General features: G+C 43.4%; 18 protein-coding genes. 7 read left to right on the top strand and 11 right to left on the bottom strand.

The features are described 5' to 3' along the window. Positions 1–10: 10 nt before the first annotated feature. Together serA and ACSLBF_RS04010 are read left to right on the top strand one after the other, a co-directional pair. Positions 11–1,240 (top strand): phosphoglycerate dehydrogenase, encoded by a 1,230-nt coding sequence (gene serA / locus ACSLBF_RS04015; protein WP_440055315.1) that lies wholly within the window; start codon positions 11–13, stop codon positions 1,238–1,240. Positions 1,241–1,403: 163 nt separating this feature from the next. Continuing rightward, positions 1,404–3,260: a sensor domain-containing phosphodiesterase gene (locus tag ACSLBF_RS04010; RefSeq protein WP_440055314.1), complete on the top strand. Its 1,857-nt coding sequence runs from the start codon at positions 1,404–1,406 to the stop codon at positions 3,258–3,260. Positions 3,261–3,331: 71 nt separating this feature from the next. Here ACSLBF_RS04010 and mdh read toward each other — a convergent pair whose 3' ends face one another. Beyond that, complete coding sequence (gene mdh, locus ACSLBF_RS04005; protein ID WP_440055313.1) at positions 3,332–4,264, bottom strand: malate dehydrogenase; 933 nt, start codon at positions 4,262–4,264, stop codon at positions 3,332–3,334. Between the two features lie 274 nt (positions 4,265–4,538). On the opposite strand from mdh, the gene argR reads away from it, so the two are divergent. The 4 genes from argR (at position 4,539) to ACSLBF_RS03985 (ending at position 13,813) form a co-directional block, all read left to right on the top strand. Further along, on the top strand, positions 4,539–5,006 hold the full coding sequence (gene argR, locus ACSLBF_RS04000) for a transcriptional regulator ArgR (RefSeq protein WP_440055312.1): 468 nt from the start codon (positions 4,539–4,541) through the stop codon (positions 5,004–5,006). Positions 5,007–5,479: 473 nt separating this feature from the next. Further along, positions 5,480–6,091 (top strand): DUF1449 domain-containing protein, encoded by a 612-nt coding sequence (locus ACSLBF_RS03995; protein WP_440055311.1) that lies wholly within the window; start codon positions 5,480–5,482, stop codon positions 6,089–6,091. Positions 6,092–6,190: 99 nt separating this feature from the next. Then, positions 6,191–8,284, top strand: coding sequence for an SPFH domain-containing protein (locus ACSLBF_RS03990; protein ID WP_440055310.1), 2,094 nt, complete (start codon positions 6,191–6,193; stop codon positions 8,282–8,284). Between the two features lie 93 nt (positions 8,285–8,377). Beyond that, positions 8,378–13,813 (top strand): DNA repair ATPase, encoded by a 5,436-nt coding sequence (locus tag ACSLBF_RS03985; protein WP_440055309.1) that lies wholly within the window; start codon positions 8,378–8,380, stop codon positions 13,811–13,813. Between the two features lie 208 nt (positions 13,814–14,021). Here ACSLBF_RS03985 and ACSLBF_RS03980 read toward each other — a convergent pair whose 3' ends face one another. The 7 genes from ACSLBF_RS03980 to ACSLBF_RS03950 form a co-directional block, all read right to left on the bottom strand. Further along, complete coding sequence (locus ACSLBF_RS03980; protein ID WP_440055308.1) at positions 14,022–14,672, bottom strand: DUF2306 domain-containing protein; 651 nt, start codon at positions 14,670–14,672, stop codon at positions 14,022–14,024. A gap of 155 nt (positions 14,673–14,827) precedes the next feature. Further along, positions 14,828–15,094 (bottom strand): GNAT family N-acetyltransferase, encoded by a 267-nt coding sequence (locus tag ACSLBF_RS03975; protein ID WP_440055307.1) that lies wholly within the window; start codon positions 15,092–15,094, stop codon positions 14,828–14,830. 761 nt (positions 15,095–15,855) lie between these two features. Beyond that, positions 15,856–16,770, bottom strand: a complete 915-nt coding sequence (locus ACSLBF_RS03970; RefSeq protein WP_440055306.1) for a Dyp-type peroxidase — start codon at positions 16,768–16,770, stop codon at positions 15,856–15,858. A gap of 31 nt (positions 16,771–16,801) precedes the next feature. Beyond that, a complete protein-coding gene (locus tag ACSLBF_RS03965) occupies positions 16,802–17,833 on the bottom strand; it encodes an ABC transporter ATP-binding protein (RefSeq protein WP_440055305.1) in 1,032 nt (343 codons plus the stop codon). Next, positions 17,833–19,464, bottom strand: a complete 1,632-nt coding sequence (locus ACSLBF_RS03960; protein WP_440055304.1) for an ABC transporter permease — start codon at positions 19,462–19,464, stop codon at positions 17,833–17,835. Before ACSLBF_RS03960 ends, ACSLBF_RS03965 begins: the two co-directional genes overlap by 1 nt. After that, positions 19,464–20,468, bottom strand: a complete 1,005-nt coding sequence (locus ACSLBF_RS03955) for a Fe(3+) ABC transporter substrate-binding protein (protein ID WP_440055303.1) — start codon at positions 20,466–20,468, stop codon at positions 19,464–19,466. Before ACSLBF_RS03955 ends, ACSLBF_RS03960 begins: the two co-directional genes overlap by 1 nt. 727 nt (positions 20,469–21,195) lie before the next feature. Further along, on the bottom strand, positions 21,196–21,861 hold the full coding sequence (locus ACSLBF_RS03950; protein ID WP_440055302.1) for a tRNA-uridine aminocarboxypropyltransferase: 666 nt from the start codon (positions 21,859–21,861) through the stop codon (positions 21,196–21,198). A gap of 131 nt (positions 21,862–21,992) precedes the next feature. On the opposite strand from ACSLBF_RS03950, the gene ACSLBF_RS03945 reads away from it, so the two are divergent. After that, complete coding sequence (locus tag ACSLBF_RS03945) at positions 21,993–22,541, top strand: GNAT family N-acetyltransferase (RefSeq protein WP_440055301.1); 549 nt, start codon at positions 21,993–21,995, stop codon at positions 22,539–22,541. A gap of 10 nt (positions 22,542–22,551) precedes the next feature. Here the strand turns inward: ACSLBF_RS03945 and ACSLBF_RS03940 are convergent, their stop codons facing one another. From ACSLBF_RS03940 to zntR, 3 genes are all read right to left on the bottom strand, one after another. Continuing rightward, a complete protein-coding gene (locus ACSLBF_RS03940; protein ID WP_440055300.1) occupies positions 22,552–23,646 on the bottom strand; it encodes a lysophospholipid acyltransferase family protein in 1,095 nt (364 codons plus the stop codon). Between the two features lie 125 nt (positions 23,647–23,771). Next, on the bottom strand, positions 23,772–24,998 hold the full coding sequence (locus tag ACSLBF_RS03935; RefSeq protein ID WP_440055299.1) for an SO_0444 family Cu/Zn efflux transporter: 1,227 nt from the start codon (positions 24,996–24,998) through the stop codon (positions 23,772–23,774). After that, positions 24,991–25,398 carry a Zn(2+)-responsive transcriptional regulator gene (zntR, locus tag ACSLBF_RS03930; protein ID WP_440055298.1) on the bottom strand — a complete coding sequence of 136 codons (408 nt, stop codon included), beginning with the start codon at positions 25,396–25,398 and terminating at the stop codon, positions 24,991–24,993. The genes ACSLBF_RS03935 and zntR overlap by 8 nt, the downstream gene beginning before the upstream one ends. Positions 25,399–25,487: the final 89 nt, after the last annotated feature.

Here is a 25,487-nt window from a genome sequence, read left to right as displayed (position 1 = left end):
ATGGTAAGAGATGAGCAAGGTATCGTTATCTAAAGACAAAATTCGTATTCTATTGCTGGAAGGCGTACACCAAAGCGCCGTAGAAACGTTAAAAAGAAATGGTTATAGCAATATCGAATATGTAAAAACGTCCTTGCCTGAACCTGAACTTATCGAGCGCATTAGAGATGCCCATTTCGTGGGCATTCGCTCACGGACTAATCTTACTGAACGAGTTCTTGAACACGCTGATAAGCTAGTTGCAATCGGCTGTTTTTGTATTGGCACCAACCAAGTTGATTTAGTTGCAGCCAAACAGCGTGGTATCGCTGTATTCAATGCACCATTTTCCAATACGCGCTCTGTTGCCGAATTAGTTTTGGGCGAAATCCTACTATTACTTCGCCGTATTCCAGAACGCAATGCAAAAGCGCATCGTGGTGAGTGGGATAAATCAGCTGATGGCTCATTTGAGGCTCGTGGTAAAACACTCGGTATAATTGGCTATGGTCACATCGGCACCCAACTTGGGATCATGGCTGAAAACATTGGTATGAATGTCGAGTTTTACGACATCGAAGACAAGCTAACGTTAGGTAACGCGACTCAAGTTTCTACCCTTACCCAACTGTTACAGCGCGCTGATGTTGTAAGTTTACATGTGCCAGAAACACCTCAAACCAAAAACCTAATTGGTATGGCTGAGATAGAAGTCATGAAACAAGGCGCTATCTTGATCAATGCTTCTCGCGGCACTGTGGTTGATATCGATGCACTAGCAGAAGCTTTAGCAGGCAAAAAGTTATCGGGCGCAGCCATCGATGTTTTTCCGGTTGAGCCAAAATCTAACCACGAAGAATTCGTTTCACCGCTACGCGAATTTGATAATGTGATACTGACTCCTCACGTCGGTGGTTCAACACAAGAAGCGCAAGAAAACATCGGTATTGAAGTGGCTGGCAAGTTAACTAAATACTCAGATAATGGCTCGACGGTGACAGCCGTTAACTTCCCTGAAGTATCATTACCTGAGCTTTCAAATCGTAGCCGATTGCTGCACGTGCATGTAAACCGTCCTGGTGTATTAACTCAGATAAACCAAGCGTTTGCACAGCACGGCATCAACATTGCGGCTCAATATCTGCAAACCGATGAATCTATCGGTTACGTTGTTATTGACGTTGATAGTGATCACTCAGAAGTTGCACTTAAAGAGCTAAGTGCTGTTGAAGGTACCATCAGAGCTCGTATTCTTCATTAATTTCTTTTTCCAGCCCCTTTTACGATAAGTTTAAGGGGCACGCTCAAAGCCTAAAAACTCTCATTTAACAGTTTCAAACTCATACTTCTCCCCCCTAAAGTTCCGGTCTTTACTATACTCTTTTAACTCCATTATTTTTTCAGTGATAGTGACGAACGGTTTAATGACTGATTACAGCCCTGCCCCGCTCCCAAGCTTTGAGCAAGAACGTTTAAAAGAGTTAACCGAGTTGGGAATTTTAGATACGCAACCGGAAGCCAGATTTGACCGCTTAATTGAATTTATTTCAGCACTATTGAATGTCCCTATCGCCTTAATTTCATTGATTGATGATGAACGGCAATGGTTTAAGTCCGCGTGCGGTATAGATGCCAAAGAAACCCCGAGAGATATCTCTTTTTGCGGCCATACCATATTGGAGCAAAGCATATTTATCGTTGAAGATACACTCAAAGATCCGCGCTTTGCCAAAAACCCCTTGGTCACTGAAAACCCAAATATCCGCTTTTATGCAGGCGCCGTACTTAGAGGTCCCAGCGGCCAGCCGATTGGCAGCTGCTGTGTTATTGATTCGAAGCCAAGAACGCTATCTGAACAAGAACAACAGTATCTGTTGCAAACCGCAAAGATCATAGAAAGCCAAATCAAGCATGATTATGAAGTCAAAAAGATCTACCAAGCAGCAGTCTCTACAGCATACTATGATCCACTTACCGGACTCCCCAACAAACCGCTTTTACTTGACCGCTTGAAACAATTAATTAGCGCCTATTCGGAGCAAGACTTGGTTTTTGTTTGTGCCGTAGATATCTGCCGGTTTTCAGACCTGAATACAGCAAAAGGTAAAGAGTTTGGTGACAAAGTGCTAGAAATAGTCGCTAAGCGCCTAAACAGAATTGTCGATGAAAGCTTTACTGTCGCCCGCCTGGAGTCAGATAAATTTGCAGTTCTAGCTTTTGAGGCAGAAAGTAGCCCTTTTGAAGCATCATTGTATAAATCACTTCCTCCCGCCATTTCTGCAGCATTCGATAGGCCTTTAATAATTAATAACCAAAAGCTGCATATTAATGTGAGAGTTGGTGTGGCTTGTTCGCCGCACGACAGTAACCTTGCCCCAGTGTTATTAGAACAAGCGTTAATGTGCAAAAAATTGTGTGCCAACAACTCACATTCATGCGTTATTTATCACAGTGATGCAACCGACGAAAACCCATCGCGCCGTTATGAACTGGAACAGGAGCTCAGGCTAACTTTAGGGAGCGATGCATTCTCTCTTGTCTATCAACCTATTATTAATGCCCAAACCAAAGAACTCGTCTGCCTAGAAGCATTATTAAGGTGGCGCACACCAAGGTTAGGTAATGTTCGTCCTGATGAGTTTATTAGTGTTGCAGAAGATACAGGGTTGATTATTCAATTAGGGAATTGGGTATTGGATCAGGCTTGCAAGCAAGCTAAAGCTTGGCTGGGGTTACGTGAAAAGGCCCCTATTCCCATAACAATAAACTTAGCAAGTCTGCAACTCATGCAACCCAATCTGGTTTCAACCATCAGTGAGTTGTTGGCAGCCCATCAGCTCCCAGCAAACTGTATTCAGCTTGAAGTGACTGAAAGCAGTATATTGTCAGATATCGACAATGCAATCAGTAACATGCGCAAAGTATCAGAATTAGGAGTCAATTTCCTACTCGATGATTTTGGTACAGGGTACTCCTCATTGAGTTACTTAAGAAAGTTACCAACAAAAAAATTAAAGTTAGACAAAAGTTTTATTACCGATATCGTCGAGGACCAAGACGCCGCCATCTTAGTACATGGCATCATTTCGCTCTGTAATTGCCTTGAAGTTGATGTGGTAGCGGAAGGTGTTGAGACAAATAAACAATTAGAGTTACTAGAGCTTTTTGGGTGTGATTTAATTCAAGGGTACTTGTTTAGCAAACCACTCTCAGCGCAAGAGATTTCGACACGATTTGCCGCTGGACAATTCATATTTACGCCTCACGAAACAGAATCATAAATCTTCAATATAAAAACGGCAGTGGATTATCACTGCCGTTTTAACAAGAATTGCTGATTCCATTTGGGCGATTACGCCATGAAATCAACGCCTTCTTTAATGTCTTTTTCAAGTGTCGCAAGCATATCGTCTTTCGCTTTTTGCTCGTACGCGCTTAGCTCACCGTAAGGTAGGAGCTCTTCAACGCCATTTTTACCAAGACGAACTGGCTGTGCAAAGAAAGTCGCATCGCCTGTATTGCCTTCAACGTATGCGTACTCAATCACGTCTTCGCCTTGCAAGCCTTTAACTAGCGAGAAGCAGAAGCGTGCTGCCGCAGCACCCATTGAAAGTGTCGCAGAACCGCCACCCGCTTTAGCTTCAACCACTTCAGTACCCGCATTTTGGATACGCTTAGTTAGAGCTTCAACTTCTTCGTCAGTAAACTCAACACCTTCTACCTGAGAAAGTAGTGGTAGAATTGTTGTACCTGAGTGACCACCAATAACTGGTACTTTAACTTCAGATACATCTAGGCCTTTAAGTTCAGCGATAAAGGTTTCAGCACGGATAACGTCAAGTGTTGTTACACCGAATAGACGCGCTGGATCATAAGTACCTGCTTTTTTGAACACTTCAGCAGCGATTGGCACAGTGCCGTTTACTGGGTTTGTGATGATACCAACAAATGCTTTTGGACAGTTTCTTACGATGCCTTCTGCTAGTGTTTTAACGATACCAGCATTCACGTTGAACAAGTCTGCACGGTCCATACCAGGCTTACGAGGCATACCAGCAGGAATAACTACGATATCAGCGCCAGCCAGTGCTGGGTCTAGATCGTCTTTACCATAACCTGCTACTTTAACTGCTGTAGGGATGTGAGATAAGTCAACTGCAACACCTGGAACAACAGGTGCAACGTCGTATAGCGCTAACTCAGAACCAGCTGGTAAACCGTTTTTAAGCAATAAAGATAAAGCTTGACCGATACCGCCAGCGGCACCTAATACAGCAACTTTCATTAGAATTCTCCATAATTTGAAGGTGGAATTTAGTGTGGTGTAAAGATAATGAAAAGCGGCCCTAAACACAAATTAATCACGGTTATTTTCAAGATAATTTCGACTAGAGTTGTAAAGATAGTGACACTTAGCGTTATTATCCTTTAACAACTTAACACTCAGCGACAACAGCTGTGTGATTGACGAATGACTCAATCACATGTTCGGGACCAAACTTGGGAAAGCGCAGGCTTTTGTGTAAAATCAAGTAACTCGTTAGTAAAGAAGAAAGACTATGCAAGCGCAAGAAAAACAAGAAGCTCTTATCAAAGCATTTAAAGCCATTCTAAAAGAAGAAAATTCGGGTTCTCAAGGTGAAATAGTCGACGCGCTAAAACAACAAGGTTTTGATAACGTTAGCCAGAGTAAAGTATCGCGGATGCTGAGTAAATTTGGTGCAGTCCGAACGCGTAACGCCAAGCAAGAAATGGTGTATTGTCTTCCTGCCGAAATGAGCGTACCTACCGCCAAAAGTCCTCTACGTCAGCTTGTGGTAGACATCATGCACAATGAAATGATGATCATCATTCGTACCAGTCCTGGAGCGGCTCAGCTAATCGCACGGTTACTTGATTCATTAGGCACCGCAGATGGTGTATTGGGCACAATTGCAGGCGATGATACGATTTTTATCGCGCCAGCAAAGGTATCGGAAATAGACGTCACACTAGAAAAAGTCAAAACGCTTTTTGATAACGTATAACCCACCCTTGCTTCTTACCTAAATGATGGGGTTTCATCAACAAGAGGCCCCGTTAACGTTTATTTCCTCACGCTTTTCACAATAACGCTGTGAATAAATGTTTGACATATTATGTCGAAACGTGCCAAATTTAGATACAACAAACATTCGCAAATCAACATAGCGCTTTATTTGATTAATATAGAATAACTTGGTACCAAGGGATGAGTGTGCTGTTATCGATATTTATTATCTTCGTTCACCATTCTAGACTCTGGCCTGCGATGACTAAAAGACTAAGCAAGTCATAAGCCAATCGAGCTATTCTCTGGGCAATTAGCCTTTGAGTTTGGCAAGTACAAGGTTCCAAACCAATTTTAAGTAGCACTGCTAGCTCCCCAAAGAAATTGGTGAAACGAAGCCAGTATTTGCTGAACCGTTGATTGACTGCACAGCGCATAACACTTGCGCTGAAAAAGGCTTCAGGAGAGCTTATGGAATTTATCAACACCATTTTTACTTTTCCAACCGTGGTATTTTCTACCTTACTGCTGGTTGTTCTACTGTTTTGGATTATTGCCCTTTTAGGCTTTGCTGATATTGAAAGTTTTGACACAGATGTAGACACTGATATCTCTTCGGCAGGTGGAAGTTCAGCTTGGCAGGTAGCTTTTGGCGGTGTGCCAATCAGTATTTCAGTCAGCTTTATCATACTGTTAGCTTGGACAGCCAGCATATACATCCACCAGTTTTTTGCCTATTTGTTAGGTAATGGCGTGATGTTCTATCTGATGGGCTCCGTATTTATCGTGGCAAGTCTGGTTGCAGCATTACCACTCACTGCATTGCTAATTCGTCCGTTACGACGCTTCTTTAACAACCAAGAAGCCACCTCTAAATCCTCCTTGGTTGGTTTGGAATGTGTCATAGCAACGTCAAAAATCACCGCTAATTTTGGTCAAGCTCGCGTTTTTATTAATGGCACAGAACAGCTTGTAGAAGTACGCAACGATGAAGACAACGAGTTTACCCTAGGCGACACCGCTTTATTAATTGAATTCGACTCACAACAACATTGCTACACCGTAGTCGCAAAACCTTGGTAAGTCGCATCGGCGATACCAATTACATCAAGAACAGCTCTTCGGTAGCGCAAAGTCTTTACTAAGAGCACAGGAATATACAACGATAACTTAGGAATAGTCATGGAGTTCTTAAATAACCTCGGTCCGGTACTCACTATTGCAGCTACCGCACTCATTATCATTTTTGCCATTTTATTATTAATCGGTAAATTTTACCGCAAGGTCGAGCAAGGCCAAGCGCTCATTATCAACAAAATGAAAAGCGAGCCAGATGTCACAACAACGGGCGGTATCGTGCTGCCGGTTATTCACAAAATGGAAGTGATGGACATCTCAACCAACCGTATGGTGCTAGAGCGTCGTGAAGGCAGCGGACTTATCTGTAAAGATAACATTCGTGCTGACATCGCTATTACGTTTTATATCCGCGTTAATGAGAATAAGCAGGATATCTTGCGTGTTGCAAAACAAGTTGGCTGCGCGCGCGCTTCGGCACCTGAGACATTACAAGCTTTATTCGAAGCTAAGTTTTCTGAAGCACTGAAGACTGTGGGTAAGAAAATGAACTTCGAAGAGCTATTTACCCATCGTAATGAGTTCAGAGACGCCATTAAAGAAGTGATTGGCCAAGACTTATCTGGCTACACCTTAGAAGACGTTGCTATTGACTATCTAGAGCAAACGTCTATCGAAAAGCTCGACCCAAATAATATCCTTGATGCCGAAGGTATCCGTCGCATCACAGAAAAAACCGCTACGCACAATGTTGAAACCAATCAGCTTAAATGCGATGAGCGCGCACAAATAGAAATTCAAAATCAGGCTGCACTTGAAAAGTCACTTGAGATTGAGCGCCAAAAAGAAGATGCCAGCGCCAGACAAAAACGTGAAATTGAGTCTGTTCGCGCACGAGAAGCCGCGGAAGCAGAGCGAGTAAAACAAGAAGAGCGCCAAAAATCAGAAGAAGCTCGCTTAAAAGCGGATGAAGCACTGGCGATTGCTGAGCAAAACAAACAGCGGGAAATTGACGCCGCTGAACAAAACCGCTTACGCCTACTGGCGATTGAAGAAGAAAAAGTAGCTCGTTCAAGACAAATTGAAGTGATTGAGCGTGAACGCGAAACGGAAATTTTACGCATACAGAAAGAAAAAGCGCTGGAAGTTGAGCGTAAAGAAATTGCCGATGTACAACGTGATCGCATGGCGGTTGAAAAGACCGTTGCTGAAGAACAAGAGCGCATCAAAGACGTACAAAAACTAGCTGAAGCCGAGCGTGATAAGCAAGCGTCGATTATCCGCGCGCAAGGTGAAGCTGAAGAAGCTTTGGTTAAAGACATTGAAGCTGCTAAAGCCCAAGAGCAAGCCGCAGAATTCAAAGCCAGAGAAATGGAAAAAATGGCTGAAGCAGAGCTGCGCATTGCAAATCAACAAGCTGAATCTAAGAAGATCCTTGCAGAGGCTGCTAAAGTTGAGGCCGCAGCAACAGGTTTAGCTGAAGCTGAAGTCATCAAAGCAAAAGCGGAAGCCAACGCCAAACAAGGCGAAAGTGACGCGCAAGTAATGCAGCAAAAACTAGAAGCTGAAGCACGTGGTAAGCGTGATATTGGTCTGGCAGAAGCTGAAGTACAAACAGCCATGGCCGATGCCATTGAAAAACAGGGCGAAGCAGAAGCAGCTAATCTTGAGCGCAGAATGTCAGCGGAAGCAAAGGGCCTAGAAGAAAAGCTACAAGCGTTAAATGCCATGAGCAAAGAGGCACGTGATTACGAAAGCTTTACTCTACAACTGAATCAGCAAAGAGAGTTAACCTTAGCTAATATTGCCGCAAATAAAGACATTGCAGCACACCAAGCGCAAGTCATGGCCAAAGCGCTGAATGACGCAGATATCAACTTTATGGGTGGTGACGGTCAGTTCTTCAGTCAGTTTATGAATGCCATTACGTTAGGTAAATCAATCGATGGCTTTGTGGGTGAAAGTAAAACCATGCAAACCATGTTTAAAGATCATCTAAATGGTGAGCGTAACATCATGGACGACTTAAAAGGCGTATTAGCGGGCGCGAGTAGCTCTGCTGAGACCATGAAAAACCTTAACATGAGTAAGTTTTTCCAACAGCTAAGCAGCAGCTCAGACGCTGAAAAGCAGCAACTGCTAAACCTGCTTGGAGGCTCATTTAACGGCAGTGTAAAACACACTGAACCACAAGAGTAACCCGACCTATGTCGACCAGCGTTGATTGGCTGGTCGACATTTCAGCTAATTGATTTTTATTCATTTCCTTTATTGCCCATAGGATAGTACAGCATGACGGATTCAACGCAGACAGAGCGCGCCCTAGAACAAGACTCTTATCAACTTATCAAGCGCCGGTTGAGTAACTTTGGCAGCGAATTAAAAACTCATGTCGATAGCATCAACAACCAGCGCATAGAGGTGTTTGGCAGCACGGAACTAAAAGTAAAAGGTCGTGCTCGCGTTCGCACCGAACATAACTGTGTTGCCCGAGACATTGTACTCATTGGTGATAAACTGATTTTTGCGTACAACGTGCTATTGGGTTTAAAGCAAAACACCAAAGTCAGCGATGTATTCAGCGTACAAAAGTTACATTTAGTTGATGACCACTATGAGATAGAACCGTATCCAAGTGAAACCAAATTTCTCACCAATCAACGCTTTTTGCGTGATTTTGAAGAACTTTATACCTATTACAAAGAAACTCGCTTTCAACACTTATTTGTGCAAAACAACAAGCTATTTGCGTTATTCCAAATTGGTGAAAAAATTTCTGATGTACGTGTATTCCAATGGCAAATTGCTGCAGATGAAACTCTTGAATACATAGATAATCGCGGTGAAAGAGAATTAAAAGCCACCGCTAATTTTGATTTTGAGTGGCAAAAAACCGACCGCAAAGATCACATTGCAGGCCGTCATCCTCACGTTAATATTGCGGATAAAGTCTTTGTTGAAATATCCGCGGGCAAGCTCACTGTAAAAATTGAGAACAACACCGAAAGCGGCGAAGGTATTTATCAAGAAACCGTTGAAGACAGCGCTCAGTCTTTATCAGACAGTAGTATGTATTACGCCGAAGTCGGTGAGCTAATCTTATTAAAAGTACTGCCCTACCGAGAAAAACAGTGGCGCTACTTTATTTATAATCACAGGACGCAACAGGTAATTAGACAAGATGCATTGGGCAATGCCTGTATTCAGCTGCCCGATGATCACGGCATTATATTCCCCGGCGGTTACTACTTACAGTCTGGCCAAACTCGCTACTTTGATGATCAGTTAGATAATTTACTTTTCCACCGCCAGCTGAAGTCACCAAACGGTGAAGACGTACTGTATATTTTTTACGAACAAAATGAAGGTAAATACGCCCTATTTGCCTACAACATGATCGAAAAGAACTTACAGAATCCCATTTATTGTCATGGCTATGGGATTTATGACGACGGTATCGCACTTACCTTTAAAGCTGAACAAGAGCCGGAACGTGTTCACCCAATTCAGATCTGGCAAAGCCCCTTTTATAGTAGTGAATTTGCAGCAAAAGCACCACGTGCCACAGGGCTGCTAGGCACGATTGGCAACCCCGACTTAGTGCGCGCCATTGCCGATTTATACAGCGTGTGCAAAGCCATCAATGAACAAAGTCCAACTATCGCCCACTACGAAGCACTAATAGCCCTAACTCGCAGTATTTTAGACCGTTATCATTGGCTTTCTGAGTCCGCATTTGCCGACACAACAGATAATTTACACAGCATCTTTGAAACCTCAGAGCAAGTCTTAGACGAATTTGAAAAGGTCAATCAAATTGAGTCTGAAGCGCGGTGTTCTGAACAGCAAATCGCAGCGCAGTTAGAGCAAGTTTTTAGAGAGGTTCGCCCTGATAGCTTCAAACAGGCAAAACAGTTTGTCACCAGCTTAGCTGCATTACGTGATTTAAAAGGCAAAGTAATTAGCCTAGAAGACGTTAAATATATCAACGTCGACATGCTGCGAGAATTACAACAACGTATCGACCAACAAACGTTATCATTAAGCCAAGCCACCGCTCATTTTTTACAGCAGCCACAAGCATTTGCAACGTACACCGAGCTATTGCAGTCGCTCGAAGCTCAATGCGAAAACACCGACAGCGTCACTGAACTGAATGGCTTATTGGCTGAACTTGATACGCTAGGGGATGAGCTGGATTTGCTTAATCACACCATGTTGGATTTAGAGATCGATGACAGCCGTGTTCGTACCCAAATTTTAGAAGATGTCAGTGGTATCTACGCACAGGTAAATAGAGCCAAAGCGGCCGTGGAAATTCAAAAACGCAGCCTTGGCAGTGTGGAAGCCAAAGCTGAATTTTCCGCTCGATTTAAACTGTTTAGTCAAAGTATTACCAGTGGTTTAAGCGCAGCCAAAACGCCTGAGCAGTGTGATGAACAACTTTCACGACTGCTTATTCAACTAGAAGAACTAGAGTCTCAATTTAGCGAATATGACGAGTTTTTAAATGAGATTTTAGCCAAACGAGATGATGTCTACGAAAGCTTTGAGGCACACAAGCAGCAACTAGTTGATGAACGACAACGTAAAGCACTGAACCTAGCAAACGCCGCAGAGCGCATTTTACAAGGCGTAGTAAGACGTACTCAAAGCTTTAAATCTCAGGATGAAATTAACAGCTACTTTGCCTCTGATCCGATGATAAGCAAGCTGCGCAAACTCAGCAGCGAGCTAAAAGCCCTCGGCGATGAGGTCAAAGCCGATGATATTCAGGCCAAACTCAAAGCAGCTAAAGATCAAGGGATAAGAACGCTTAGAGATAAGTTAGATATCTACAGCGATGGCGGCAACACCATCAAAATTGGAAAACATGGGTTTAGTGTCAACAAACAAATTCTTGATTTAACCTTACTGCCGAGAAACAACCAGTTAATGCTGCACCTCAGCGGTACTGAGTATTTTGATCAAATCCCAAATCCTCAAGTTAATCAGCAACTAAGTGAAGCCAAACAATACTGGGAACAAAATCTCGTTTCTGAAAATGCACATATTTACCGAGGTGAGTTTCTCGCAGCACAGGTGCTACGAGCTACCAGTTCAGCAGAACAGCCATTCACCGAAGCTGACTTGCAACAAGCGGCCCAACAAGGTGAACTCCTTAAAGTCGTGCAAAAGTTTGCCGAGCCAAGATATCAAGAAGGTTACGAAAAGGGCATTCATGACCACGATGCTAGCCTGATCCTGAGCAACTTACTCAGTCAGAAATCTCAATTAGGTTTGCTCATCTATCCTGCAAGTTGTCGAGTGGCGGCACAGCTGTTTTATCTAAACTTGCCAGCTCAGCACGCAGAGCAACTAAAGCACCAAGCAAAGCAAGCACAAATGATTGCGATGCAATTGGACGACCATGCACTCAACACCCGACTGAGCCAACAAGTGAGTGAACAGTTGGCTGGCTACTTAGAGCAAGCGTTTACTGACTATTTACCACAACTTACACAATTCAACGCAAACTTAGCTGCTCAGTACCTGATCAGAGTGCTCGCGCAAACTAAACAGCCTGATACTTTTGAACTTGCCGCTCCTGCCAAAAACCTCGCAGAGCAATTTACCGCGATGGCTAAGGCCAAAGGTTTTTGGCAAGAACTTATCGACTCATTAGATAAACTCGCCACTCCCGTCGCGCAGTGTAATTTACTCCACAGTTGGCTCAATGCCTATGGTGCTCAACAACAATGTACGAACGAAGTAATTGTTGAAGCAAGTAATTACTTACTGTTGTCGCACACCGAGCGATGTAAGTTTACTGGGCAAGAAATCTCGGTTGAAACTAACATCTCAGGCTTAATGGGACAACATGCTCGCATTGTGGAGCAAACTTTAGACCTTGAATTTGCCGATTTTTTCTCTCGAACCAATGACTATATTGATCAGCAGGTTGCAGCATATAACCAATTTCAAAAGCTAAAGTCTCAAGTATTAAGTGAACAAAAATCACGTTTGCAGCTTAATGAATACAAGCCTAGACCGCTGAGCTCTTTTGTTAGAAACCAGCTGATAGACAAAGTGTATTTCCCTATTATCGGCGATAACTTAGCAAAGCAAATTGGTGCATCAGGCAACGATAAACGAACCGACTTAATGGGCATGTTACTGCTAATATCTCCTCCAGGGTATGGTAAAACCACGTTAATTGAATATGTTGCCAATCGTTTAGGGTTAACTTTTGTCAAAGTAAACTGCCCATCAATTGGCCATGACCAAGTTTCACTTGATCCCGCTCAAGCTATTAACGCCACCGCAGCCAAAGAAATAGAGAAGATCAACTTAAGCTTTGAAATGGGCAACAACGTGATGTTGTACCTCGATGACATTCAACACACTCACCCTGAGTTCTTACAAAAATTTATTTCTCTGTGCGATGGTTCAAGGCGCATCGATGGTGTTTGGAATGGTAAAAGTAAAACCTACGATCTACGCGGCAAAAAGTTCGCCGTGGTCATGGCTGGTAACCCTTATACCGAATCTGGCGAAAGCTTTAAGATCCCAGACATGCTAGCCAACCGCGCCGACATATACAATTTGGGTGATACACTGGCTGGTTGTGAGCAAGAGTTTGCCATGAGTTTCATCGAAAATACCCTAACTTCAAATGCGGTATTGGCACCGTTGGCTAACCGAAATATGACTGATTTGTATAAAATGGTACGGATGGCACAAGGCGAAGACATTCCTAGCACAGAGCTTGAGTTTAATTACTCTCAGGCCCAGCTCAATGAAATTGTCTCAGTGCTTGGCAAGCTACTGGAGATCAAAGACACCATTTTAAAAGTAAATGCACAATACATCGCCTCCGCCGCGCAAGACGACAAGTACCGTACCGAACCACCATTTAAGCTGCAAGGTAGCTATCGGAACATGAACAAAATGGCGGAAAAAGTCGTGGCTGCGATGAACGACAAAGAGCTAGAAAACTTGATCCGCGACCACTACCGAGGCGAAGCACAAACTCTAAGCAAGGGCAGCGAAGAGAACTTACTAAAACTAGGGGAAATTCGTGGCACATTAACCGAACAAGAGCAAACACGTTGGGCAGAAATCAAAGCTGAATACGCAAGACTAAACCGCGTAAACGATGGCAGCGATCCCGTGTTCTTGGCCGTAGATCAGCTTAGCGAGCTCAATCGAGCGCTCAGCCAAATCGTTACGCGATTAGATAAGTCGCAACTAAGCCACGACTACAGCGACACTCTTAATCAACTCGCACAAAAACTTGAGCAAAAAGAACTTGTGCAACAACTTACAGAGCTACAACAAACAATAGCCAGTGCCCCTTACGAAGCGCCGTTAAAGCAACTGGCTGCACAGCAACATCTGGCCTCTGAGCAACTGAAAGAGTCCCTTAGCAAGACCGTAGAAGCATGTGGTCAACAACTTAAGTTCAATAATCGCAGCTTTTATAAAACCTTAAAAGCCACCTTACAAGCGGTGTCAGAGCAACTAGCCAATACTCCGGCCCCAGAGGTTACGATAAACAATCAACAAGGAGACCAGAGTGCGCAAGCGCTGCAACTAGTCACCGAGCTGCTAACACAGCAGCTGAATATCAAAAATGACGATGCCGCGTTAACTGAAAAGCTGGAAAAAGTATTGGAACAATTAAGCAAAGATACATTTTCAAATACCAGCTCGGAGCAAAGCGTCAAAGAGCCGTTTTTGCTGTAACACGATAATGGGTTAACACCAGGCTCGATCTTGGTGTTAACTTCGCTGAGTCCTGTTGAAAATGGGGCTGGCTGGGCGTTCATCTGAATTATTCTTTGCGCAGTGCTTTTATCATGGCAACTCCAACTCAACCGATTAATAACTTTTAATGGTGACCATGTATTTTCACTAGAAGAAAAAACGCATTAAAAAGTAAGATACAGCCCCTTTACTCACCTACTACGCCTTCATCCGATTCGAGCAAGGTGCGTTTGTTAATCGCTGTAGTTTTATTCCGTTTAAATCGTAGGAGTAGTTCAGCGATAAACAAATTTGGAACCCAGCAAAGCCATGCTAAAACAGGGTAAGCATCAAAAAACTTAATGCCTAAAACAACACTTAACCCCAGATATAACCGTAAAGTCACTCCTGCCAAGGTTACCGCATAGCTTCGCACCATCCAGCTTTCATGAGAACTAACCTTGCCTTTGCGAATGAGTTGATAAGCATTTATGGTGGTAACCAACCAAAAGGTAGCCATTAAACCAAACCCAGCTTGCACATAAATACCACCGACTGAGTTTATCGCTAAAATCAAACCCGCAATGCCGCTAAACAGGATAGAAACCACATAAAAGCGTCCTAATAGTTTGTGTAATGATCGGTATTTCATTCTAAGCGAAGCATTAAACTGGAAAGCGCCGGCTACAATTGCAACACCACCACCTAAAAAATGAATCGTTGTGACTTTAGGAAAATGAGTAAAAAGATTTTGCACAAACGGTGGTCGAATATCTGGTGCAAAGAGTAGCCCTATCGCATAGAGTGCAACAAGTATTGTCAAGAGCGTCATTAAGCCCCATAAAGTGTTTTTGATCATATATATTCCTTTAATGCCTAGCGCATTGTTAATTGGCAGCTATTCCACAATAACACATCACCCTTTGCATTAAAGTAGTGACAAGACGATGAATGGTCGTTCCCCGCATAGACCCACATAGGCTCAGTGTTCCCAGCCCTTTCGAAACCTAGTGCTTAATAAAACGTGACGGCTTTACCATTGGCAGTCAGCATTTGTTGATGAAAGTTTTTATACTTGCGTTGCATCAGCTCCATCATTTTACGCCCTACTCCTAAACCATGAAATTTGGGATCAACAAGCCTAAGCGGATAATAAACAACTAAATAGCTATCAGAAATTGCATTGCCTATGCCGATAAGTTTTCCATCTTTGCGCGCTGTAACTAAGGTATCTGAGTTTAGTAGTGCGGGTATCAGTTTTTCTGGTACCCCAGCAGACAAACAACCACTTTACCTCTATAAATCAACAATTTAACCAAGAACCATTTCTTTGCTAATTTGTACTAAAACCATCATATTTTTCCTGACCACGTAGCTGCTTATTGTTGAGTGATTAAGATGGCATACTGCACTTCCACTCCCGCTTTTGTTCTATCACAGTTGATATCAGATAGAACGAAGAGTGATCCGGTAATCCAAAAGCAGTTTGATCTGTGGGAGGCTCAACTAAGACAACTTGCAGCTAGCGCTACCCCTTCTCCGCCTTTTGTTAGTCTAAACTTAGGTATGACAGCTAATTTCACTATCAGATTCAAGATGGTACAAGCGCGATTGTTGAAATTCAATTCACTTCAAGTAATGGTACATCGGTGATGTTTTAAGGGTGAAGTACTCAAGTTATATGACAAATCAGGTAAACGTATCCCCACCGAAAACAGCCATGTAGCAGTTAGGATTTACGGCGGAAAGAGAATACTTAATGAATCAACTGCAGGTAACATGAGATGGCTAACAGACTGGATGAGCAGACTGACTGTTCGAGGTGTCCCTATTTACGTGAACTCCTCCTCAAGTGGTGGCATAACATCGATAAAAGACTGCAAACTTGAAACTCGCCGCGATGCAAAAAACCAGCAAGTTTTAACGCTAGTTTGTCGTTAATTCGACACAAAAGGGGAAAAGTGTTTTCCCATTTTGTATAAGTTCTAAACCTTGTACTTTGTATATCGTTAGATAACTTGAACTTGGGATAAATAGTGGTGTTACTCAGGCATTTCAGCCATTACTTTCAGAAATTCTATCGACGGGGCAAAATAAGCAGAACCCATATCAGAAGTAGAATAATCCAATAGAGGGTCGTATTCGTGACCTTGCCCTAAACGGCTTTTCAGTACGGTTTCAAAAGCATCACCTTTGGCACTACAACTGATATACAGACTACCTTGTTCAAACACATCGCCAAATGGCATGCTTTGATTAAGCAATAGCGGTAAGCCATTCTCTCCTTTAATTTCAGTGAGCTTGGCGTGGTTAACCTCATCACACTCGGTTAATAAGTCATTATCCAAGCGCGTACGTCCCATCAATTGCTCTTGCTCACCCAACGGCAATGCCTGCCAATGCAATAAATCAAATTTAACGCGGTGAACGTGAATATAGCTGCCTAAGTGATCGGCACCATTTGGATTGTTTATCAATGCGACTTCGCGTTTGGCTCGGCCTCTTGGGGTATCACCACCGTAAATGAAACCGTTGAAATCCCGACCGTCTAAAAAACGAAAAGCTCGCACATGGGCAACCAACTCCACCATGCCGCTGAGCATGTGCAAAATACTTTGCGCGAAAATATGGTTCACATCTTCTCGGTCAGACCGGACTACGTAAAGCAAGTCAAACGGCTGAGTATGAATGGTGTGTTCCGCATCTGCAATATGCGGAAAGCTCTTCAAGCCGCTGGGGATAAATTCAGGATAGATATGTGGCCAATATTGCGCACCAAGCGCAACAAAGCTTGATAACATGGATTCCGAAAAGCGGTCGTTCAGCTCATCTTGTAGCCTTCCTGCATTCGCCAATGCGGCTCGTAAAGCTTCATCTTGACCTTCCAGTACATTGAAAAAAAGATGTAAGCCATGCAAGTTCGCTTCGGCACACACACCTGACTGCGCAAGCGCCATGCTGTTCTCCGTGTTATCGATTCATTTGTGGTTAAGAAAAGAAATTTACAGCATGTGCTTTAATTTTTAAAGAGATAGGTGCATTTAAGTCCAATGGCTTATCCGCTGGGTGGGGTATTTCTAACTCCTGCCCATCTGCCGAAATGCGGTAAATATACTCAGTGCCCATAAAGCGTTCATGCAATACATCCACCACTGCGGAAGCATTGTTGTCTAGTTCCAAATGCTGAGGTCTGAGATAAACTTGACCGGAAGCTTTTGTATCAGCAAGTGATGTCAAGGAAGCGATTTCACCAAACCGGGTGATGACGATGCTGTCATTTTTGCGTTCCGCATCCAGATAGATCCCTTGCCCTAGAAATTCGGCCACCATTTTACAATTTGGTCGCTGGAAAAGTAATTGCGGGTCACCGACTTGGGCAATTTGACCTTTATCCATAATTGCTAAGCGATCAGCAAACGCAAACGCTTCGTCTTTTGAGTGACTAACAAAGATTGCCGACACTTGTTGGCTTTTGATAATGGCACGAATTTCGTTAATTAACTGAAATCGGACTTGCGCATCAATGTTAGAAAAAGGCTCGTCCAGCAACAGTAAATTCGGTCGATATGCCAGCGCTCTGGCAATCGCCACACGCTGCTGTTGACCGCCAGACAATTCATGAGGAAAACGTTCGGCAAACGGCGTCAGCTTGATCAGTTCAAGCATCTCAGTCACTCGCTCCGCACGTACACGTTTACTTTTCTCTTTCAAACCAAAAGCAATATTGTCAGCAACATTCAAATGCGGAAACAGCGCATAATCTTGAAACATCATGCCTATATTTCGATGCTGTGGCGCAATAAAACTGCGCCCATGACTCATTGTTTTTCCTAAAATGATTACCTTGCCTTGCTCAGGTTGGATCAAGCCAGCAATCGCTTTTAATGTCGTAGTCTTGCCACAACCACTCGCCCCCAACAGACAAACAATCTCATTTTGTTTCACTTGCAGGTTTAACTGATTTACCACTTGGTGCCCGTCATAGCTGTAACACAAGTTGTCAATTTCTAAGCTATACATTAGCTTTTATGCTCCATAGAACGATTCACCAGATATAACGGTATTAACCCCACCAGCACGATAAATAGAGCGGATATTGACGCAAGTTCCAGCTGTTCATCACTGACGTACTGATAGACGTGAGTTGCTAGTGTTTCGTAGTTAAAAGGTCTCAGCAATAGTGCAGCCGGTAGCTCTTTCATGCACTCAATAAACACCAACAAAGCCGCCGTAAGTATGCCACGGCGAAGTAGCGGTAGATGTACCTTGTACATGGTTTGAAATTGGCTTTTTCCCAGCGATAAACTGGCCATATCAAGACTTGGGCTAATTCGCTGATAGCTAGACTCCACAGCCCCCTGACCAATAGCAAAAAAGCGGACGATGTAAGCAAACACTAGCGCGAAAATAGTACCGCTGAGCAATAAGCCTGGCTCCCATCCAGAACCATCTAACCATTGATTCAGATACTCATCAAACAACGTCAATGGGATCAGCACGGCAATCGCAAGCACTGTGCCCGGTAGCGCATAACCCGTGCTGGCAAACTTTCCTGGTAAGCGAGCAAATCGGTCACTACTGATCCGCTGATAGAAGGTCATTAAAACCGCACAAATACAAACGATAATACTCACCCACAATGCAATTTTAAAGCTTTGCCATGCATAGGTAAAAAACTCACGGTTCCATGCTTGCTCATGATAATCGATGGCATAGCCCGCCAATACCAAAGTGGGCAGTACAAAAGCGACCCCTAACACAAAGGTACACCAGAGTGTTGCGCCCCAAGCTTTGATACCAATTAAGTGATAAAGTGTTTCACTGTTTTGCGTAGCCTGACGCTCGTGAACCACATCAGAAGAACGACTTAAGCGTTCTAGTGTCAACGCTAGAAATAAAAACAGCAACATAATACCGGATATTTTCGCTGCGGCGGTCAATGAGTAATACCCTAGCCAAGTATCATAAACCGCTGTCGTTAAGGTGCTGACGGCAAAGTAATGTACCGTGGCAAAATCTGCCATGGTTTCCATACTAATCAAAGCGAGGCCCGCAACAATGGCACCTCGAGATAAGGGAATACTTACTTTTAAAAAGCTTTGCAGTGGCGATTTCCCCATTAACTGACTAGCCTGCACCAACTTAAAAGACTGCTCTCGCAGTGCAGTTTTGAATATCAGATAGAGATAGGGATACAACACCAGCGCAATCATCACGATGGCACCTTCTAAAGTACGAATATCAAAAAACCAATAATCGTCGGGAGATTGCCAGCCAAACCAATTTCTTAGCGATATTTGCACAGGTCCAGCGTAATCAAGTAGATCGGTATAAACATAAGCAATGAGATAAGTGGGCATTGCAAGGGGCAACATCAGCGCCCACTGAAAAAAGCGTCGTCCCGGAAAAGCACAGTAAGCGGTTAACCAACCAAGAGGTAACGCTATGATACTACTGAGAATAATAACACCAATGATCAACCAAACCGTGTTACTAACATAGTCCCAAAGTACCGTATCCCAAAGATGATCAAAAACATCAGAGTCAGGCTGTAACGACTCATTGATTAGAAACAGTAACGGGGCTGATAACAATAAGCCAATCAGCCACGCAAAACTCTGCCATTTAGAGAGTGAAAGTATTGCTCGCATTAAAGGTCAAATTTTACCTCATCGATTAGCTTGAGCGCTATCGGACGGTATTTACTTATTTCTGACAAAGGCAGGCTGTCTTCCTTAAATGTCCCCCAAGATGCCACCAGTTCGGATAATTCGACGCCCGGCTTAACTGGGTATTCCATATTCATCGACGCATACATATTTTGCGCCTTATTGTCTGTCATAAACTCTATGAGTTTCAAGGCATTTTCGGTATTTTTAGCGTGTTTGGTCAGTACCACACCAGAAACATTGATATGGGTGCCTCGATTCTGCTGATTTGGGAAATTAATGTACACCGCATCGGCCCAAGCTTTTTGCTTGTCGTCTTGCATCATTTTACCGAAATAGTAGCTATTACCCAACGCTAAATCACACAACCCTTCTTTTACTGCTTTGACTTGTGCTCGGTCATTACCCTGAGGTTTTCTTGCTAAATTGTTCTTCACACCTTGCAACCAGGTTTTGGTTTTTGCCTCACCGTGATGTGCAATCATCGATGCAACCAAACCTAAATTGTAAGGGTGTTTACCTGAGCGTGTGCAAATTTTGCCTTGATACTTGGCGTCAGCCAAATCTTCATACGTAAGCGCATCAAGCTTGCCCAGTCGAGATTTAGAAGAGTAGACATTACGTGCCCTTTTGGTTAACGCAATCCACTGCCCTTCTGGATCTCTAAACTTGGCTGGCACATTTTTATTGACCGTGTCGCTGTTGATAGCTTGCGTCAATTGCTCTTCTTGCAATTGCATCAGCGCACTAAAGTTTGAAGTCAGCACCAAATCTGCGCGGCTATGCTTGCCTTCTCTTTTAACGCGCTCAATTAAGCCTTTTTTCGCAAAAACTACATTCGTTTTTATTCCGGTTTGCTTGGTAAAGTCGTCCAATATTGGTTGGATAAGAAAAGGTTGCCTAAAGGAGTAGATATTTACTTCGTCTGCTGCGAAGGTAGGAAGGCAAGTAAGCGCGGTTAGTAACGAAAGCAGTGCTTTTTTCATAAAGAAAGACTCCATGATGAAACAATAATTATTATCAAGTGATGATACTCTTTATTAAACGAGTTTACACCCTCATATCGAACAGTTAAGTACCGGCCTGCAATATTAGAATCGTAAATACTGAACTTCAGTGTGAGAGATATCTCACCTTGACGACAGTCATTGAGTAAACAGCTGGCGAATTTAGCAGCTTTTTTTTTATAACTACCTGTAATAAATGACTTTTGCAAATATGACAACAAAAAGTCCGTAAATCACATCTCTTTAGCTACTCTTCAATTCGGTATCCACGGCATATACTTAACCTATCTCAAGAAGAGATGGTCGATAATCTCTAGCACTGACGAGCTAGAACATAAGGATAGACTGAGCAAGCTGTGAAGGAGCATAAAAGATCAGTGGCACTGAGACGCGTTCAAGGATGAGTAGGATTAGTTATTGGATGTAGACTCATGGAGAGTCAAAACACGGACATGTTTTACATATCGTCAGGATGGCGACTCAACGCAAGATGCGCAGAGAGTTTAAGGATGAGTAAGGACAATACACGGGATGTAAGCTAGGAAAATGGACATTGGGCATGAAGCCCAAGATTCGCAAAATGAGAACACCAGGCGATCAGATGGAAAATAAAGGACGTTGGCACTGTCAACCTTGCAGGACGCTTTTAGAAGATTCCGTAAGCGCGGCTCAGCAATGGGTCGCGCTCTTCTTAATTTAAGCCCTACTAAAGTTTACTGCGCTTTCCTTTTAGATATGCATCTCTAAAATCAACAAAATGATCCGTCAGTTTTTGTGCTGCATCATGCTCTGCACATTCTTCTAATACCACACATGCGACTTCTGCAGTACCTAGTTGATGCTCATGTGGTGCAACTCTCAGCTTGTAATCTGAAAGCTTATCTGGCGCAATTGACAATACCGGAAACGAGTCTAAATAAGGGCTTTTTCTAAACATCTTTTTGGCTTCTCGCCAAGTACCATCCAAAAAGATAAACAAAGGCTTTTTACCTTCTTCTCGTTCAACTTTAGAGATAACCCGCTCAGATTCCACACCTTCAGCTGGAAAAACCACGATAGGTTGGTAAAACGGGGATGATAACAAAGCTAACAAAGTAGGATCGGGATCTGTACGATCCCAGCGAAACGCGTGGTTATCTGGCAAAACGTCCGCTATAAGCCGACCTGTATTCGAAGGTTTAAAGCTCTCATTGTGATACATCAACAAACACACGGCGACATTACTGTTTGCAATTTTTACTTTGTCGCAGATACATAGGGAGACTGCAAGAAGGCAACACTCACAACGCGCGAGCTTTGAGCCTCTCGCCTTATACTCACGCTGAGCCGAGGCAATTTGACGTTGCCTAAGCGCTAATACTGAATTATTCAAAGCAATCCCCGGTAAAAAATGCGCGCGTATTGTAGTAGACTCGGCCACCTACGTCCATGCTGCTGTGTAATAGCGCTTGTTACGTACCTGTTGTTTCGATCTCGTTATTCAAGTCTAAGGAAAAATAAAAAATGAATATCACTAAATCACAGCGGCTTAGTTATCGACTTCTTACTGCCGACGATGCCGAACTACTCGCAGATCTGGACAGCGATCCACTCGTCATGAAGTATATTAATGGTGGTGAGCCAAATTCACTGCAAACTATCCAAGAGGTATTTGTCCCTCGCTTAACTAGTTTCACTAATGAAAATAATGGCTGGGGACTTTGGGGCTGCTTTGACAATACAGACAGTCAGTTTCTAGGTTGGATTTTAGTACGTCCAATGGACTTTTTTAATGACCGAAGAAATGATAAAGATCTCGAGTTGGGTTGGCGATTTAAACGATGTGTGTGGGGTAAAGGTTACGCAACAGAGGCCGCAAACCACATTATGATGGAACTGCCAAAATTGGCTGACGGTATTGAGGCATTCAGTGCTATTGCGCTGGAAGACAACGCCGCATCAATAAACATCATGAAAAAATTATCCATGACCTTTGTCAAAAAGGGAACGCATCGGGATCCTCTAGGCGATCTAGAGGTGGTGTATTATCGGCGCCCAGTTGCACACTTGTAAAAAGGGCGTGCTACACGCCCTTTCTTCTAAATGGTTCCGCATACATACTTAATACAAGTTGCTTCAAATCTTCAGGCACTTGCTCAAGCTTGGTGATAAAATCTTCTTTGTCTTCAGCACTGATCTGCAGATCATCCCCCGCGGCTAAATGATTAGTCGGGTGCAAATGATACAGCGATAAAATTCGCTCATCTATTATGCTAGCGAGCGCTTCTGGGGTGTCGACATCCGCAGAGATAGGAGTACCGAAAGCCACATGTACATGACCTTTATCACTGCTAAAGCCCTCAATAATGCTTGCGATATCTTCTCCTTCCGCTTTGATATATTCCCCATACTGCTTTTTATGGAATAACTCTTTTGCTTTAGAAATCGCGCAAGGTTCATATTGATATGAAATCGCAACGGGGACAATTTTCAGCTGTTTAGCATAATCAGCAAACGGCAATTTTAATTTTCGACCATTTAACTGCAGCATTTTTATTAGCGCAGGATCAGTTTGATCCACGCCATCTTTTGCACGACCTTCTTTTTGCGCAATCCAGATAGAGTTACCTTCCTGCAATGAGTCATAAATATAGGAGGACAGCTGCGTTAACGCCTTGAGCATTTCCTTTGGTGCCTTGGCTGAGCGCTTAACGATAAAACTCTTATTTAGTCGCATGAGCTCAGTGATATACGGAACCTGCAATAAATTGTCACCAATAGCTATACGCACTGTACGCATTTTGTTCTGGTACAGACCCCAGTTGACCAAGGCGGGATCCAGCACAATGTCACGGTGGTTGGAAATAAATAAATATGACGTGTCATGATCCAGAGAATCTAAACCGGAATAGGTCACCTTTGAAGTGGTTTTATGAATTAACATTTGCAGATAGTGCGCAACTTCTAGTTGCACATCTTCAACCGTATTCAGTGCTCCCCATTTATGGTTCAACTTCATTCGCACCAAAGGTCTTGCCAGTGTGGTCCAACGGCTCAACCAAGCGGGTAAGTTATATTTGGCAATGACATCAATGAATTGGTTATCTGAAAGCAGACGATCCATTGCTTGCGCAACTTCATCATCGTTGTAAGGTCTTATATCTGCGTATTTATCCACTCTACTTCTCAAAATTTTGGAACTGAAAAACACTCATTGGGCATTCTATCGCGGCCTCAGACTTGACGCTAAGCTTTTCAAGTCTGACCAGCGTAAAAACAATAATTTACCGCAAGACTAACCTATTAGGCAATTTTGGGAGAAAATAGTTTGTATGTATTTATGAATGCCAGCCGAATTAAAAGCCCAGCAAGCATTACACCACATAATAATACAAACCACTCAGGAAGCACTTCATGTTCTTCTCCCATCATCGGAGACACGACAAAACCATAAGTTGTCACCAAGTAATCGGTAAAAAATCCAAATATTAGAGCAACCCCAATAACGCCTATTAGATACGCTGCTACCGCTCTTTTGCCCAACTCATTCGCCACCACACCGATGGTTGCCACATTGGTTGCTGGACCTGCGAGCATAAATACCAAGACCGCGCCAGGCGATACGCCGGCAAGTAGCAGTCCGACTGCAATAGGCGTCGAAGCGGTCGCACAAATATACATAGGTATACTAATTAAAATGACCGCTAGCATCGCAACAATGCCATTCCCCCATTGCGATAAAAACGATGCGGGTACAAAAGTCTGCACCAGTGCCGCAAAAAATAAGCCAATCAGGAGCCAAACGGCTGTATCGGATAGCAATTTATTACTACTAAAGTGCAGCGCTTGTTTTAACTTTTCCGTCACTGTTGGTAGCGGTGCTTTACTGGCGCAACACGATTGTTCAGACGACTTAACTACAGTCTCACAACAACTACTTTCAGTTGGAGGTTGGGGTTCATCACAGCATGACGTGTTACTCACTACTGCGTTACTACAGGAAGTGTTTTCTTGTGTCGTCGAGGTGTCACAACAACTGTTTTTTGTCGTCGCCACCGGTTTCGCACAGCATGATGAGTCCGTGGCCGATTTAGGGCTATCGACTTCCCTTTTATGCGCTTTTGTCATCTCTGACTCTTTCCCCACCAGCAACCCAGCAACTATGGCGCTAGATACAGCTGCTATTGGTCTTATCACGGCCATAAATGGCCCAAGCAATGCGTAAGACACTGAAATAGAATCTACCCCAGTTTCCGGTGTTGATACCAAAAACGCCGTCGTCGCACTTTTTGAACCGCCAGCCCTTCTTAATCCAATCGCAGCAGGAATAACACCACAAGAGCACAATGGCATCGGTGCGCCAATTAACGCAGCTTTTACTGTTACCCAAAACCCTTCTTTCCCTAAATGGCGCTGTAAGAAATCCTTGGGAATAAACACATTTATTAGTCCAGCTAATATAAGTCCAAGCAGCAGCCAAGGTGCAGAGACTAAAAACAACTGCCAGAAGTTACTTACCAATTCAGTCATGTATATTCTCCAATTCACTCAAAATAGAACAACTTATCGCCGGTTCCTTACCTCCACAGCACTGCTGTGCCAGCTTTGACAATGACCGTTCAAACTGCATAAGCACAGCAATTTTTTCACGCACCGAATCTCGCTTTTGGATAGTTAGTTGCTTCACTTCTTCACAACTGTGCTGATGCTTTTCGAACTTAATTTTCAACAAATCTTGAATTTCTTTTAAGCTAAAACCGACGCCTTTCGCTTTTAAAATAAATCGCATTTGCCGCTCACTTTCTTGATCGAACAATCGATAACCCGCAGCGCTTCTCGCGCTTGGTGCTAGCAATCCATTCGCTTCATAATATCGCAATGTATCCGTTGACACATTTAGCCGTGTGGCCAGCTCTCCTATCTTTAACACTTTACACCTCTTCGCTCTGCCGCTTATCCTAACACCAGATGTGCAGATCTCTAGCACCTACATTTAACGGTGCCTATTTTGATTCAAAT

Origin of the sequence: Pseudoalteromonas sp. T1lg65 (assembly GCF_051930985.1) — a bacterium.
GTDB lineage: Bacteria > Pseudomonadota > Gammaproteobacteria > Enterobacterales > Alteromonadaceae > Pseudoalteromonas.
This window is presented reverse-complemented; position numbering and strand designations above follow the sequence as displayed.